Origin of the sequence: Myxococcus sp. CA056 (assembly GCF_013336715.1) — a bacterium.
GTDB classification, from domain to species: Bacteria; Myxococcota; Myxococcia; order Myxococcales; family Myxococcaceae; genus Myxococcus; species Myxococcus llanfairpwllgwyngyllgogerychwyrndrobwllllantysiliogogogochensis.
Map to the genome: position 1 here is coordinate 1,379,126 of NZ_JABUMT010000002.1, position 15,332 is coordinate 1,394,457.

Genomic DNA, 15,332 nt, shown 5'->3' on the forward strand with positions numbered 1-15,332 from the left:
CCCGGGAGGACAGCCCCGGGCGAGCGGAGTCCGGCGTTCAGCGCCGGGCGGACGCGGTGAGCCAGGCCAGCTTCTCGGCCGCTTCCCGCGTGGTCGAATCCGACATCAGCGCGCCCACGTCCTGGGTGATGCGGTACGCCCAGTTCGAGTCGCTCATGGAGCCCGGCAGGTTGATGCGGTCCCGGGTGCCGAGCACGTCCTGCCAGGGCAGCACGCACAAGTCACTGCTCGCGTTGAGCGCCGAGGCCAGCAGGCCCCGGTGTACCTCCGGGGTGAACTCGCGCGTCACCGTCACGCCCTTGAGCTCCGGCCAGGCGCGTGCCGCGGCCTGTCGCTCGTCGTCGCGGGCGCCCTCCCACCACTCGGCCATCGTGTCGGTGTCATGGGTGCCTGTCGTGACGAGGGACACGGGGGGAAACTGGTGCGGGTCGCGGTAGACGCTGTCGTCTCGCTCCCAGCGCATCACCCGGTAGCCGGGCAGCTTCAGCTCCGCGAGGATGTGGCGGACGAAGGGAGGAATCACGCCCAGGTCCTCGGCGACGATGCCCGCGCCCTCCGAGAGCAGCTCGAAGTGCTTGCGGCCCAGCCGCTTGTGGCTCTCCTCGTCCGGCGGCGTGAAGCGTCCGGTGGGCGTCTTCTCGTCGCGAATCCACTGACGGAAGTAGCCCACCGCGTGGTCCACGCGGCGCAAGTCGTAGTAGCTGGCCGCCTTCTTCGCGCGCGCCTTCAGCCAGGCGTAGTCGTCCTTCTGCATGGCGACGAAGTCGAAGTAGGGCAGGCCCCAGTCCTGGCCGGTGGCGGAGAAGTCGTCCGGCGGTACGCCCAGCCGCGCGTCGCGACGGAGGATGGTGGGGTTGGCCCAGCAGTCCGCGCTGTCCTGGCCGATGATGAAGGGCTCGTCGCCGCACAGGAGCACGTCCTGGGCCTTGGCCCTGGCGCGCGCCGCGTCCCACTGCTGCTCGGCCACCCACTGGAGCCAGGCGTGGTAGCGCACCCGGCGCTCCAGCTCGGTGGCCTTCGCGCGCAGGGCCTCGGGCTGGCGCGTGCGCAGGCCCTCCGGCCACTCCCACCACGCGCGGCGCTGCTCCTGCTCGCTGATGGCGGTGAAGAGGGCGTAGGTCTCCAGCCAGTCCGCCTGGGCCTCGCGCCACTGGTGGAAGGCGCGGGCGCGCTCGGACTGGCGGGACTGGTGCTGCTCCTCGAAGGTGTCGAAGGCGCGCGCGAAGGCGGCGTCCTTGAGGGGGAAGACCAGGTCGTAGCGGACGCGGGGCGCGGAGCGGGCCTCGGCCAGCTGCCGGCGCTGCTCCTCGGAGAACGCGCCCTCGCCGCCGGAGGTGATGAACTCCGGAAGGGCGTGCAGGTCGATGAAGAGCGGGTTGAGTCCGAAGGCCGAGCGGGTGGCGTAGGGGCTGGAGTCTCCGGGCGCGGTGGGCAGCAGCGGCAGCAGCATCAGGAGACGCTGGCGCGCGACCTTCATCCAGGAGAACAGGCCATCCAGCGCGCCGAAGTCGCCGATGCCGAAATCCGTCGGGGCGCGGAGTGAGAACAGCGGAAGCAGGAGACCGGAGAGCCGGCCGGGGGTGGACATGGTGCGGCGCAATCTGCACCACCCCTGCCCCGGAGTGAACTGGTCCCGTGACAGGAAATGCGCGGCGGGTTTTCGCTGGAGGACGGATTCACCTTCCCCGGCGCACCCGTCTGTTGGCCGGTACAATCCTGGGGTGAGCGTGACTGTCTTGCCCCCTTCCTTCTATGCGCGGCCGGCCCTGGTGGTGGCGCGGGAGCTGCTCGGGACCCTCCTCGTGGTGCGAGACGCCACCGGACTTCGTCGGGTGGGGCGCATCGTGGAGACGGAGGCGTACATCGGTGAACACGACCTGGCCTGTCACGCGGCCAAGGGGCTCACCCCGCGCACGGAGGTGATGTTCGGGCCCCCGGGGCGGGCGTACATGTACCTCATCTACGGCATGCACCACTGCTTCAACGTCGTCACGGACGCGCCCGGGGTGGGGGCGGCGGTGCTGGTGCGCGCGGTGGAGCCGGTGGAGGGCCTGGAGGTCGGGGCGCGCACGGACGGGCCCGGCAAGCTGTGCAAGGCCCTGGGGTTGACCTTGACGCACAACCGGATGGACCTGGCCTCCCCCGGGCTGCACCTGCTGCCGGGGGTGGACGTGGCCGAGGCGCGGGTGGAGCGCGGGCCGCGCATCGGCGTGGACTACGCGGGGGCGTGGGCCCAGGAGCCCTTCCGGCTCTGGGTCCGGGACAGTCAACACGTCAGCAAGCGGCCGGCGACGAGGGCTCGTAACCGGCCTTGACGAAGGCGCTTCCGGCTGGTTGGGTGCGCCCCGCCATGCCTGACGAGGTCGCCACGGAAGATGATCGCCAGCTCCTCGCCCGCGCGCAGGATGGGGACATGTCCGCCTTCGAGGCCCTGGTGGAGTCCCACCAGGACAAGGTGTACGGTCTCGCCCTGCGGATGACCCGCTCGGAGGCGGACGCCGCCGAAATCACCCAGGACACCTTCCTGTCGGCCTACCAACATCTCAAGGATTTTCGCGGGGATGCGGCCTTCGGCTCGTGGGTGCACCGGATAGCGGCCAACCATGCGCTGATGCGCCTGCGCCACCGCCGGGTGACGCAGGCCGCCGAGGCGGAGCTCCAGGGGCCGGAATTCACCCCCCGGGGTACGCTCGCGGACTACCCGGTGTCCGACTGGAGCCGGGACGCCGAGGAGAAGGCGCTGGACGCCGAGCTGGGGCATGCCATCCGACAAGCGGCGGACAGGCTGCCTGAGGGGTATCGTGAGGTCTTCCTCTTGAAAGACGTGGACGGCCTCAGTTACGAACAGATTGCAGAGGTGACGGGGGATTCCATTCCCGCCATCAAGAGCCGCCTGCACCGGGCTCGTCTCGCGCTCCGGGAGGCCATTGACGCCTTCTACAACCGGGACAATCGCGGGCCGTGAAACGCAACTGGGGGGCTCCGCATCTTCCGAAGCGAGGACGAGGGCGTGCCGCAGCCAGCCGAGGTTCGGATGTACACCTGTAAAGACTCAATCAACCTCCTGCTGGAATACCTCGAGGGCGAGATGTCGCCCGAGGAGTCGCGCCACCTTCAGGAGCACCTGTCGGGGTGCTCGCCCTGTGAGGAGTTCTTGAACACGTACCGGGCGACGCCCAGTCTGTGCAAGCGCGCGCTGGCGGCGAGGATGCCGAAGGAGGTCAGCTCCAAGCTGACGGAGTTCCTTCGCACCAAAATCAAGTCCGCCTCGTGAACCTGAAGCAACTGTCGCTGCCGGAGCTGGCGGAGGCGCTCGCGCCCTTCTCCCCGTCCCCCACCGCGGTCCGCAAGGTGTTCGCCGCCGTCTTCGCCCACGGGCTCGGCTCGGTGGAGGAAGTGGCGCGCTCGCCGCAGGTGCCCCGGCGGGTGTCCGACCATCTGAAGGCCCACGCCGAGATGCCCAGCCTCCAGGTGGTGGAGCGGCGCCGGGCGGATGACGGCTTCGTGAAGTACCTCTTCGACTCGCCCCTGGGCGGGCGGATTGAGGCCGTCCGGATTCCCATCTTCGATGAGAAGTACGTCGTCTGCGTGTCCAGCCAGGTGGGCTGCGCGCTGGCGTGCGACTTCTGCATGACGGGGAAGTTGGGTTTCAAACGGAACCTCCAGACCTGGGAGATTCTGGACCAGGTGCTTCAGGTGAGGGCGGAGGCGGACCGGCCGGTGCGGGGTGTGGTGTTCATGGGGATGGGGGAGCCGCTGCTCAACTACAAGGAGACGTTGCGAGCGGCGGGCATCCTGTCGAATCCGGCGGGCTTCTCGATTTCGGGGCAGTCCATCACCTTCTCCACGGCGGGGCATGTGCCGGCGATTCGGCGCTACACGCGGGAGGGGCATCCGTACCGGCTGGCCTTCTCGGTGACGAGCGCGATTCCGGAGAAGCGGATGAAGGTGCTTCCGATTGAGAAGACGCATCCGTTGCCGGAGTTGATTGAGGCGATTCGCGAGTACAGCCAGGTGCGGCGCGAGCGGGCGATGATTGCCTATGTGGCGATTCGCGGGTTCAACCTGGAGCGGGAGGACGCGGAGGCGTTGAAGGTGGCCTTCGAGGGGATTCCCATCAAGGTGGACCTCATCGACGTGACGGACCCGACGGGGAAGTACGAGCCGCCCACGGCGGAGGAGCTGAGCGCGTTCCGTGATTACTTGCAGATCCTGAAGGCGCCGGTGGCGCGGCGGTATTCAGGGGGCAAGGAGATTGGGGCGGCGTGCGGCACGTTGGCGGCGACGCAGTACGGGGGCACGGTGATGCCGGCGCCCGTGTCCGAGTCGACTTCGACCACCACGTGACAATCGGCCCTGTCGGGCGAGCCGAGGGTGCGGGGTGGGGCGGGTAGGGTGCGTGGGTTTCCGGGGCCCTCCGGCTGGTGCCAAGGCATTCAGGGAGCAGGCCATCCGGTGACGGAGGCGCGTACCCGTGTCCCTGCTCTCGGAGTTCAAGCAGTTCGCCCTGAAGGGCAACGTGGTGGACCTGGCGGTGGCGGTGGTGATGGGGAACGCGTTCTCCGCCATTGTGACCGCGGTGGTGGCGGACCTGGTGATGCCAGTGGTCGGCGCGGTGCTGCCTGGAGGTGACTGGCGCAATGCGACGGCGACGTCACTGAATCTACGGCTGGGACACCTGCTGGGCGCGGTGCTCGACTTCCTCATCATCGCGTCGGTGCTGTTCATCGTGGTGGCGAAGGTGGGGCAGGCATGGGCGAAGCGCGGGAAGAAGGGTGAGCCCGCGCCGGCCACGACGAAGGTGTGCCCGGAGTGCCGTGAGACGATTCCGTTGGAGGCCCGGCGGTGCCGGGCTTGTACGTCGGTGCTGGTGACGGTGTGAAGTGATTGCGGGCATTTCATCAACTGCCTCCTATGGCCAGAGGTGTGGAGGTGCCCCTTCAAACCGGACATGCTCAGTGGGATGCGTCTGCTCGGCGTTACTCGATAAGAGAGCGCATCTTCAGTGCCTGCCTCCGTGGTGTCCGGAGACGGCATCCTCTCAAGCTTCAGGTGGTCCGAAAACCGCAGGGCATGTCATCGCCGTATTGGATTCGTTCGCCGGGGGCCCGCCTGTTCAGATTGAGCAGGATGACCAGGATGCGTACCGCAGTCTCCCTCGGTCCGGACTCTTCGTGGATGTAAAGACTGGGAAGTGCTCTCGCGAGACGTATCCGGTCCCAATGCCGCATCGTGAATGCCATCAAAAGCGCATTCACGAGTTGGCGCGTTGACCCGTCATGTTGCTCGACCTCGCTACCCAGCGCCGTCAACGCTCCGTGCCGCCTCGGCCTGTGCTCACCACGTCCGGAATGGGTGCTCACCATACCCCAGCAGTGCAGGAAACGAAGCGCATCGACTGAGCCCTCTCACGCGACATCTGCCTTGACGCTCACCGCTCAGCCCGCGGAGGCAGCCGCCTGCCTCATCGAGCCGCCTTGCCCAGTGACTGACAGCGGCCTCGCTGATCCCCATCCGGCGCGCCACCTCCGCTTGTGACAGGCGCCCCTGCGACAACAACCGTCCGGCTGCACGCCGTCGCTCCTCCAACTGCTGCGACGTCCAGTGCCTGGGCTGCCACGCCATGGCCCACCTCCTCCATGGCGTAACCATCCCGCCCTCAGCCAACTTCCCTGAACGGGGTTAGTTTTGGGACGTCCTGCGTGTAGTCGTCGAGCAAGTCCCACATGCCTGCATGTACTTGGCGCCACGAGAGTCGTGTCCCGTCGGCTTGCCCCCATTCCCCTGGACGGATGTTGGACGTGGGCCAGAGGATGGGGGGCAGACCACGTCCTGGGCACGGACGTAGCTCCGAATGGGAGAGTCTCAGTGGCTCAACGTTTGCGTCGGATCGTTGGAGCCTTCTTGGCGCGCTTGTGCGGAGGCTTCTTCGGTGCCGGTGGTGGGAGCCAGTAAGGAGTCGGTGGGTCGTACCACTTATGTCTCCTGAGCCACGCCTCGTAATGAAAATAAATGGTACTCAGGCCGTCGCGAGACTGCTGCACCTTGAAGAACTCTTCGAGGGTGTCGCAGAGAAAATCGATACGCTCTCTCTCTCCCCACTCATGGGTCTCAGGATTTGAAGCGGCTCGTTGGTGCAGGAGCATGCTCACCAGATCAGGCCAATGGAGATTGGTCCCGTCCCGAACCTGGGTGATGAGCCACTCGCGAAGGCCCGTGAGCGCGCCTCCGCCGGTTGCTACATCAAACCCGAGAATGTACGCGACCAAGGTGTCGTAGCCCTCCGTGGGCATGAACCCGAGCTGCATGGTCCGCAGGCGACCGACGAGTTCCGATAGAGGTGTCAGCTTCATCTAGAATCCGAAGTTGAGAGTGTCGCGATAGGACCAGAGAGCCTTATATTCCTCAACGGGCAAGCCCTTGTGCCCAGTGAAGAGGTCATAGACACGTCCGTCCTTCACGACGACCTTGTGAAAGGCCCACCGCGGGTCGTGGCCTCGGTAGGCCCCCATCCACGTTGACATTGTTGGGGTGATCTCTACCACTTTCCCCCCGATTTGGTCTTTGATTTGTTGAGCGACGCTACCGCATCCATTCCTAAAGCAGGGATCCGTGACATCACGCGCCTGCCATCGACGGGAGACGCGGATCGCTTTCGAGGGCAAGGTCGGCATCGACTTGTTGTGGACGAGTAGGTTCTCAGTCGAGATAGCGTAGGTATGTGTCCCCTTGACCTGGAGGTTGTAGACTGGGAGGCTCGCCAAGTACGGCGTGACGGACGTGACTTGTCGCGGGCCATCTGCACCCAGGAGCATGTCGCCCGGCAGGAGATCTCCTGCGGCGACCCACCTGCCGTCTCCGCCGCAGGAGAGCGAATCCAGGCCGATGTCGGTGGGAACAGGCCGTCCCCACACGAGGGCGCCATTGGTGACACAGAATGGATGGTTCTCAGTGGCTTGAATGCTCGACGCGTCGAAGTCCACCCGGACGACCACGCCTTCGTAGTCATGAGCGAACGCTTCGGTGACGTCGCTCCAGTCCCATGCGCCGGTTCGTGAATTCTGGGACCACACGAACTCCCCTGGCTTGACTTCGTTGATAGGCCGGTGGCCCGCCGTCGTCAGCACCAGTGTGCCTGCTACGAAGCAAGCCTTGGGCATCCGGGAGAGTCTGTTCGTGATGGCCTGCGCGAGTCTGCCACTGGCGTTGCCTGCCGCAGAGGCGACGACAGGAGCTGCTACCTTGATGGCGGCGCCCACCGCCTTTGCGGCGACGAGGGAGAGGGCCACCTGGGACACCTCGCTGACCAGGTCGTCCGTGTTGCCGCGCATCAACGACAGCATCAGGTTGAGCGACGTCGTGGCGAGCCCGGCGACGGGGACGTAGGCCCACTTCGTCTCGCGCATCCAGCCCTGCAGGTCGTCCATCTGTTTGTCGCTGAAGGCGAATAGGCCCCGGCCGTCGCCCACGCAGAAGCGGCAGGAGGACTGGACGACGCCTGGCTCGATGCCGCCGTTCTGGTCGGCGCCGCCGGCGATGGCCGCAGGGCTGCTGTCTCCACCGTCGGAGCTGTTACCGACCTCCGTCTCCGCGCCGTTCACCGCACCCACCGTCGGTGAGATGCAGTCCGCCGGATTGGGGGAGCCGCAGATGGCGGTCACCTCGCCATCGGCAACGGGAGCCGTCCACATGACGCTTGAGAGGGCGTCCTCTCCCGAGAAACCCGTCGGGTCGACGTAGCGCAGGGGGTTGTTGAGGACGTAGCTGTAGCGGTTGAGGGCCTGGCTGGAGAAGGGCGCCTGCACCACCGGGTCCGGCGTCAGGAAACGTCCCACTCTCGGGTCGTAGAGACGGCCCTTCATGTTGACGAGGCCCGCCTCGTCGTCCCACTCGTGGCTGCTGAAGCCCAGGCTCACGCCGCTGGCCGTGGTGGCGGGAGCGAGAGTCGGGTCGTCCGCTCGCCCCTGCGCACCGAAGGGCTGGTACTTGCGCTGCTCCAGCACGGTACCGGCCGCATCCGTCACCGTCTCCACCGAGCCCAGATAGTCATTCAGCAGGTACAAGGTGACGGGGGTGGCGCCGCTGCTGGCGGCCAGCGTCACCTGCGCCACCGCGCGGCCCTCGGCCAGCACGAAGAAGATGTGCGAGTCGACGCCCGCCTGCCGCCGCTTCTCGTAGACGCCCCCCACGTAGAGGGTGGAGTCCCCGTTGCTGTGCTGCTTCAGCGTCCGGCGCTGGAAGGCGTCGTAGGTGAAGCTCAACGTGCCCTGCTGCGTCTCCAGGGTGGAGGGCAGGTTGAAGGAGGTGTAGGAGATATTACGGAAGCGTCCCGTTGCCGCCTCGGCCGCGTGCGTCTGGTTGCCCGCCGTGTCGTAGGTGAAGCTCTCCGTCAGCGTGCTGAAGGTCGGCGTCGTGCTCACGCCCGTGAGTGCGTGCCGCGGAGCCGTCTGCGCGCCGTACTGGAAGTACAGATGCTCCATTTGCGTGCCGTTGCGCACTACCTTCCTGGAGGTGAGGTTGCCCAGGTTGTTGTAGCCGTAGTCGGTGACGGTGTTGTCGCACCGGGCCTGCACCGTCCAGCGCGTGAGTCGGTCCAAACCGTCGTACTGGAAGGACTCCGTTACCTGCTTCAGGGTGTCGTGGCGGCTGCGCAGGCTGTCATCCGCGTTGTAGCTGTAGGCCAGTGACTGGACGGGGCCGCCCGCCGCCGTCGCGCCCAGGCGGGACTCGATGAAGCGCAACCGCCCCCGGCTGTCATAGCGGTTCCACGTCGTCAGGACGTTGGCCCCGCGTGTCTCGATGAGCAGTCGTCCGGCCGCGTCGCGCTCCCTCGCCCGCCAGTACTCGGCGCCGGTGGACGCGTCCTTCACCGCCACCGGGTAGCCCAGCGCCGTGTACACCTGCTGCGTTGTCAGCCGGGTGCCTCCAGGGCCCGCCGGGTACCGGAGGGTGTCCGGACGGCCGTAGCTGTCGTAGCTCTGGTCCACCAGGTGCGTCACGCCGCCGAAGGTGAGCGCCTCCTGAATGGGGCGGCTCAGCGTGTCATACGCGTACGCCGTCAGCACGTCGTCCGCCGTCGTCGTCGCCCCGCGCTCGTTCACCGCATACGCCAGTCCGCCGACGCCATGGGGCGCGGTGTCCCAGGTGAGGCGTGTCTGCCCGTCCGTGTTGTTGATGAGGATTTCTCGGCCGAGCCTGTCATTCACATACGTCGTCTGACGGCCTCCCGCATCCGTCTCCTCTCGGATGTCGCTGAAGGCGTCGTACGCGGTGACGAGCGGCGCCAGCTTGGGCTCCGTCAGCTTCGTGCGGCGCCCCAGCACGTCATACTCCATGGAGGTGACGCCGCCACTGGTGTCCCGCACCGACTCCAGCACACCAAACGAGCCATAGGTGTAGATAGTCGTCACCAGGGAGCCGGTTGCCCGCACCTCGTCCACCAGCAACGCCCGGCCCAGCGGTGTACGCACGAGAGTCGACCGGTTGCGCAACTCGTCGTAGCGGTGCGTCCTGCGCGCCTCGTACACCCATTCCTGGAAGGTGCCGTCCAGCCCTGTCGCCTTCAGCAGTCGTCCCAGATTGTCGTAGGTAAAGGTGGTGGCCTTTGCCGGCTCGGTTTCATAGCGCGGCTGAGTGATGCGGGACGGGCGGCCGAAGAAGTCGTACTCCGTGGTGGCGTACGTCCAACGTCCATCTGCAGCTTGGGTGCTGACGGACAGCTGCCGCTCCCACCTGTCCAGCCGCTGGATGACGATGGGGCTGCCGCTGCGCTGCGCTGTCACCTGGGTGCCCTGTCCCTGGCGCGCGTAGTCCACCAGGAGGGGCGCGCCAGCCGAGGCTCCGCCCTCGCGGTAGGGCGCCGTCTCCATGCGCTGCCGGCCGAAGCCATCATAGGAGGCGCGCACCCGCACGCCGTTGGCGTCCTCGATGAGCGCCACCACGCCCAGCGCCGGATGGTAGGCCGTGTCCTCGCGGTGGCCTTCCGCGTTGATGGCTACGGTGGGGAAGAGCTTCTCGAAGTTGTCGAAGTAGACACTCTCCTGGCGCGAGGGCGCGGTGCCCCCATGCGTGGCCTCGGCGGACGTCACCTGGCCCGTGGCGTCCCGCGCGTAGGTGGTGACCATCCGCGTGTCCACGCTGCCTTCCGGCTCCGTGACGACGCGCCAGACGAGGTTGGACTCAGGGCAGGGCTCGCTGGCGCAGTACTGGTATGTCTGTGCGCGCGTGGCCTGCTGTCCACTCGGGTACAGGCCGCTGGGCGGTGACGTCGAAGTGTCCGTCACTCTCCGGGGCAGGCCCAGCACCCAGGTGCTGGGGTGATTCTCCACTTGGAGAGTGCGTTGCAGCCGCGTTCCCACTGTGTCGGTGGCGCTGGCGCCCACGTAGGTGTCCTGCGACGTCACGTTGCCGTAGGCGTCACACTGCTGGTCCGACACCGCGTCCGAGACGACGCCATGGATGCCGTCAGTCTCGGACACGGACGTCTTCACCGGGCACAGGAATCGTGTGACGCCCTCGGGCGCCGTGCGGGCCTCCCGGAGGAATGTGGTGACGCGGCTGTGCGTGCCCGACGCGAGAGGGGTGTTGACTGTCTCGGACTTGGGAGAGCCCGCATGCAGGTAGAGCGTTCCGGTGCGAGTGACGTTGTCATAAACCGTCGTCGTCGTCGCATTCGTCGAGGTGTCCGTGACGACGCGGCGGCCGAAGCCCAGCCACCCCCGGCCTCGAAGGTCCGTCCTCCCCTCCGCGTAGCTGACGTCATACTTGCGGAAGGGCGGCTCAAGCACGTCGTCCTGTCCGTTGTCCACCGCGTATGAGCTGACGACCCACAACCCGCGCGTGCCGCAGTACTGCGGATAAGTGCAGGTGCCGGGCGTGTACCGCCCCGCGTCCTGCAGCGCACGCAGCGGGGCGTGCTCGAAGCGGACGAACTTGCCATGCCCGTCTCGGACCTCTTGCAGCAGGTCCGGCTTGCCTCCCTGCCGCAGATGCACCACCAGGTTCGAGGTGCTGGGCTCGACCTGGACGATGTCCTGCAACCCATCGCCGTTGATGTCGCCGACTCGCGTCAGCTTCTGTCCCCAACCCGAGCCCTCCGCTCCTGCACCGGCGCCTGAAGGTGACTGGGTTCCGTTCCCCGTGTCCCGGCCCACTGCAATGTCGGAGAGAGTCTTGGTCGTGAAGCCCGTGCCCGTCGACAGCAGCACCGTGAGGTGCGCGCGTAAGGTCCCCCGGTCGAGGTAGTACTCGGTGAGCAGCAGGTCCTGCCGCCCATCCATGTTGAAGTCGAGCACGCGCAGGCCGTTGTCGATGAGTCGGCCCATCTCATGCCACTGAGACGGCCCCGGCATACTGCCAGCGGGGAGGTCGAGAGTCTGGGGCGGCAAGAAGCCATTGCCGGTGTTCACCGCCAGTTTGAGCAGGCGGGGAGCGTCTGCACGTGGTTGTGCCTCCCGGTGCAACGTCAGGGCATCCGCAAGACCGTCACCCGTCACGTCCACCATCCAGAGGTTGAGGTAGTGGTAGGGCTGCGCCAACACGTGGTCCCAGGGCAGAGCGGACAGCGTCGTCGCCACTTCACGCACACTGCCGTCTGAGTTGATGCCCACAGCCGTGTAGTAGTTGGCGAAATAGTCGGGAGTGTTGGACTGGGGCTTGCGCAGCAACAACTCCGACGCACCATCGCCATCCACGTCCACCACGAGGCCCGCGTGCTCCAGTCCAGCGCGGATGCCGAGCGGGGTGTAGGCGGGGAAATTCAGCGTGCCAGTAGTGCCCAGCGGGTTGAGACGCCAGGCCCACTCCGCGGGCGTGACCTCGGTTGCGTTGACGTGACGCCAGGAGCGGATGAGGTCCGGCAGGCCATCGGCGTTGAGGTCCGCGGTCTGCAGGCCCGAGGGACGGCGGTTCGCCAGAGTCGTATCGCAGACAGCGTAGGTCTCACTCCCATCGTTGATGGTGGGAATGAAATCGGTGCCGTTGAACCGGTAGAGCTGGTTGTGGCCGCTGATGTTCATGTCGCAGTGGGTGCGTTTGATGGCCAGGATGTCCGTCTTGCCATCCATGTCCATGTCCACGGGGGCCAAATCATCCAGCGTATCGCCCACCCTCGCGGTGGGGAGGTTGACGACCATGGACTCGCCGAACCCCGAGCCGGTGCTTAGCCGCAGGCGCCACTCCGGCTCCGGAAAACCGCCCGAGGGGCCAAAGACAGTGTACCGATAGAGAAGGTCGTCCTTGCCGTCTCCGTTGACGTCCACGAGCTGTATCGTCCAGTAATCGCGGGCAACATAGGGGTGCAAACTGTCGAGCCTGGCGTCATTGTGGATGATGTCCGGGACACCCGTGTTGATAGTCGTAAAGGACTCGGAGCCCATCCCCCAGTGGAAGGTGGTGGGGGACTTGCACACGTTGCGACCGTCGCACTCCGTCAGAGTCTTGAGCAGGCTCCTGCCGGAAACACTCCTCTCACTGCCTTCGCGGTACTTCAATGAATAGGAGCGCCAGCTGACGACGGCGCCCATCTGTGTCTGGGACACGGGCACGTCCGGCGCGAACATCTCGATGCGCTCCAGACGCTTGGAGGTGCGCAGCTTGAATCCCGCGACATAGGACTCATCCACGTCGCCCGGCTCGTAGTTGAACACCACGCTGCGCTGCGGTTGGGCTACGGAAGCATCGGTATGGGAGCCGGTGTAGTCGATGCGCGTCAGCAGGTGCTCGAAGCCCGTCGTATGGGTGCCCTCCTGGGAGTACAGCAGGCGCATGTAGTTACCCTGCCGGTCCTTCACCTCGGAGAGGGCCCAGGCGAAGCGAACCGTTTCGAGGGTGCTGGTGTTGACGCCCGTGGGCGGCGCCTGCTGGGGAATGACGCGAGCACCTTCCAGCCTCGCGGCATACGTGAGGATGCGTCCATTCTTCTGGCGAACCTCGAAGGAGTCCGGAGGGCCGTTGGCGATGATGGAGGAGAGCTTCACCTTGGCGAAAGTGTCGACCTCGGTGCGGTACTCGCTGCCGTTCGCGCCGTACCCCGCCACGCCGGGATTGGTGTGGATGAGTCGGGCGCCATCCAGGCAGAACGCATCCGACGTGGTGAACCTCACCTGCCCCACCACGCCGTCCTGCGCCACCGACTTGCGACACCGGGTGATGCGCGACAGCGTCCCGCTCAGCGTGAAGCCCACGCCCGCCAGGCCCGCGCCCGAACGGCTGTTGTAGCTGAGCGCGAGCTCCGGCTGCATGCCGGCGCGCCCCGGAGGCACCCACAACGGCAGGCTGTAGGAGGCCGCGCCGTCGGCCGTCAGGGAGTAGCTGCCCTCCGTCGCGCCCGGCGTGACGCCGACCTGGGCGTTGGTATCCACCACCGTCCCAGCCGGGGCGATGAGGCGCTCGGTGCCACTGAGCCGGTTGGCCGAGAAGCCCGCCAGCGCTTCTTTTCCGTCTGGGCCCACGGTGGGGCCACATGAGCTGAGGAGATTGACGCCGTACAGGCCGAGGACGAGCAACGAGAGGACACGCTTCATCTGGATGCTCTTCCCGAAGGATTGACTGTCACGAAAGGTGGAGGGCTTCGTCAGGCGAGTCATCGCGAGACCTCCTCGGACTTCGGCAGAACCGGGTCCCCGCCCGTGCATTCGCCGGCCCGGCAGTAGGTGCCCCCAAAGCAGGTTCCGCAGCTCATCGTCCCACCACAGTTATTGTCGACACTGCCGCACTCCCTGCCGTCGCAGGCGTTTGGGTCCGCCGAGCAACCGCAGACGTTGGACGTGCCGCCGCCGCCGCAGGTGTTGTAGCCCGTGCAGGCACCGCCGCAGCCATAGGTGCCACCGCAGCCGTTGGACACCATGCCGCAGTTCTTTCCGCTGCAGGCCGTCGCCTGTGAGATGGGGGTGCAACCGCAGACGTTGGGCGTGCCGCCACCGCCGCAGCTCTGGGGACTGGCGCAGCCACCGCAGTTCCACGTGTCACCGCAACCGTTGGGGACCAGGCCGCACTTGCCTTGACAGGCGGTTTGCTGGGGAATGGGCGCGCAGGCGCACACGTTGGGGACGCCGCCGGTGCCGCAGGCCTGGCCACTCGGGCAGACACCACAGTTTATCGTGGCTCCGCAGCCGTCGGACATGAGGCCACAATTCTTGCCTTGCGCCTGACACGTCGTCGGCGCGCAGCACACCTGAGCCACATTCACCTGGCACGCGTCTCCTTCCACGCCCGAGGCGCTCTCGTCGATGGCGCCATCGCAGTCATCGTCCGTCCCGTTACAGGTCTCCGCAGCGCCCGAGGCCCCGTCCGCAACGCCGTCATGGTTGTCGTCGCAGCCGTTGCAATTGATTTCACTCGTCGGAGACATGGGCCGACACAGGCCGATGGAGCCATCTTGTTGACAGATGGCTTTTCCTCCTGCCCCGCAGTTGGAGCAGTGCTTCGTGCTCCCTGGAGTCCAGACGCAAGTCCCACCCGAGGGGGAGCACGTCATCACACCGCTACAGCCGTTGGGCATGGTGCAAGGCACCCCTGCGACACCTTCGTCCACGGCGCCATCACCATCGTCATCGCAGGCGTTGCAGAGTTCCGCCCGGTAGGCGGAGCACGACGCCGGCATGAGGTCGAAACCAGAACACAACCGGTAGCCCGTGCGCCCACAGACAGTACATGTCTCGGTGGACGCCCCTGAGGGTTCGCACTCGCCCAGGTAGAGACCATTACAATAGGCAACGCCCTTGCACACGCCGACCTTGCAATCCCGAGGCGCGGTATCCCCTTCCGCACAAGGGCCCGCTTGGGCTGGAAAGGTAAAGAGCTGCAAAGCAATGGCGACAGGAGTCAGCGCTCGCCCTCGAATGCGCCCCCACACGGTGGTAAGTCTCCGGCCACTTGGCGACCCTTGCCGTGATTCTCCCCACGCTCTCCATGCCGCGAAAATGGCAAAGAGGATCCAGACGACCCCGAAACACAACCTCATTGCGCCCCCTTGGAACAGACACGGACAGCGTGTTGGCGTAGCAGCCGCTGTCGTGAACCAATAATGTGTCTTGTAACGACATGGTGCCTCTTCCCCTTGGATTCCGCGAAGCGTAGCTGTAAGGGCTGACATGAATGCGCGGAGGCCTTCCAGCCTCGCTTGCAGTCGACGCGTAAGCGCTATTTCTTTGAATGCGGCGTAATCGCGACCACTGACTGGAGAGCGCGCGAGCGAGGCTGTGAGTGTTAGGCCATGCACGACAAGTCACACCTAGCCCTTGGATAGCGTTCGGCTGATTGAAGCCACGCCCTTCAGGGGTATCGCCCTTCGGGGTAGTTCAATTCACGGGCCAATGTCGCCAGGGGCTCCA

10 protein-coding genes are annotated in these 15,332 nt (G+C 66.2%); 5 read left to right on the plus strand and 5 right to left on the minus strand.

Annotated features, from left to right (window positions below; genetic code table 11):
- Nucleotides 1-37: 37 nt before the first annotated feature.
- Nucleotides 38-1,588: a 4-alpha-glucanotransferase gene (locus HUA76_RS13105; protein ID WP_141640551.1), complete on the minus strand. Its 1,551-nt coding sequence runs from the start codon at nt 1,586-1,588 to the stop codon at nt 38-40.
- A 139-nt stretch (nt 1,589-1,727) separates the two neighbouring features.
- Here HUA76_RS13105 and HUA76_RS13110 point away from each other — a divergent pair, with 139 nt between their 5' ends.
- The 5 genes from HUA76_RS13110 (at nt 1,728) to mscL (ending at nt 4,882) form a co-directional block, all read left to right on the plus strand.
- Nucleotides 1,728-2,315: a DNA-3-methyladenine glycosylase gene (locus tag HUA76_RS13110; RefSeq protein WP_174454320.1), complete on the plus strand. Its 588-nt coding sequence runs from the start codon at nt 1,728-1,730 to the stop codon at nt 2,313-2,315.
- A 35-nt stretch (nt 2,316-2,350) separates the two neighbouring features.
- Nucleotides 2,351-2,965 (plus strand): RNA polymerase sigma factor, encoded by a 615-nt coding sequence (locus tag HUA76_RS13115; protein ID WP_141640553.1) that lies wholly within the window; start codon nt 2,351-2,353, stop codon nt 2,963-2,965.
- Nucleotides 2,966-3,034: 69 nt separating this feature from the next.
- A complete protein-coding gene (locus HUA76_RS13120; RefSeq protein WP_141640579.1) occupies nt 3,035-3,274 on the plus strand; it encodes an anti-sigma factor in 240 nt (79 codons plus the stop codon).
- Nucleotides 3,271-4,347: a radical SAM protein gene (locus HUA76_RS13125; protein ID WP_174454321.1), complete on the plus strand. Its 1,077-nt coding sequence runs from the start codon at nt 3,271-3,273 to the stop codon at nt 4,345-4,347. Before HUA76_RS13120 ends, HUA76_RS13125 begins: the two co-directional genes overlap by 4 nt.
- A 127-nt stretch (nt 4,348-4,474) precedes the next feature.
- Nucleotides 4,475-4,882, plus strand: a complete 408-nt coding sequence (gene mscL / locus HUA76_RS13130) for a large conductance mechanosensitive channel protein MscL (protein WP_174461007.1) — start codon at nt 4,475-4,477, stop codon at nt 4,880-4,882.
- Between the two features lie 455 nt (nt 4,883-5,337).
- On the opposite strand, the gene HUA76_RS46425 is transcribed toward mscL, so the two are convergent.
- From HUA76_RS46425 to HUA76_RS13150, 4 genes are all read right to left on the minus strand, one after another.
- Nucleotides 5,338-5,652 carry a helix-turn-helix domain-containing protein gene (locus HUA76_RS46425; RefSeq protein ID WP_371823468.1) on the minus strand — a complete coding sequence of 105 codons (315 nt, stop codon included), beginning with the start codon at nt 5,650-5,652 and terminating at the stop codon, nt 5,338-5,340.
- Nucleotides 5,653-5,873: 221 nt separating this feature from the next.
- Complete coding sequence (locus tag HUA76_RS13140) at nt 5,874-6,353, minus strand: hypothetical protein (protein ID WP_174461009.1); 480 nt, start codon at nt 6,351-6,353, stop codon at nt 5,874-5,876.
- On the minus strand, nt 6,354-13,586 hold the full coding sequence (locus HUA76_RS13145) for an RHS repeat-associated core domain-containing protein (RefSeq protein ID WP_174461010.1): 7,233 nt from the start codon (nt 13,584-13,586) through the stop codon (nt 6,354-6,356).
- A complete protein-coding gene (locus HUA76_RS13150) occupies nt 13,583-14,350 on the minus strand; it encodes a hypothetical protein (RefSeq protein ID WP_174461011.1) in 768 nt (255 codons plus the stop codon). Before HUA76_RS13150 ends, HUA76_RS13145 begins: the two co-directional genes overlap by 4 nt.
- Between the last annotated feature and the right edge of the window lie 982 nt (nt 14,351-15,332).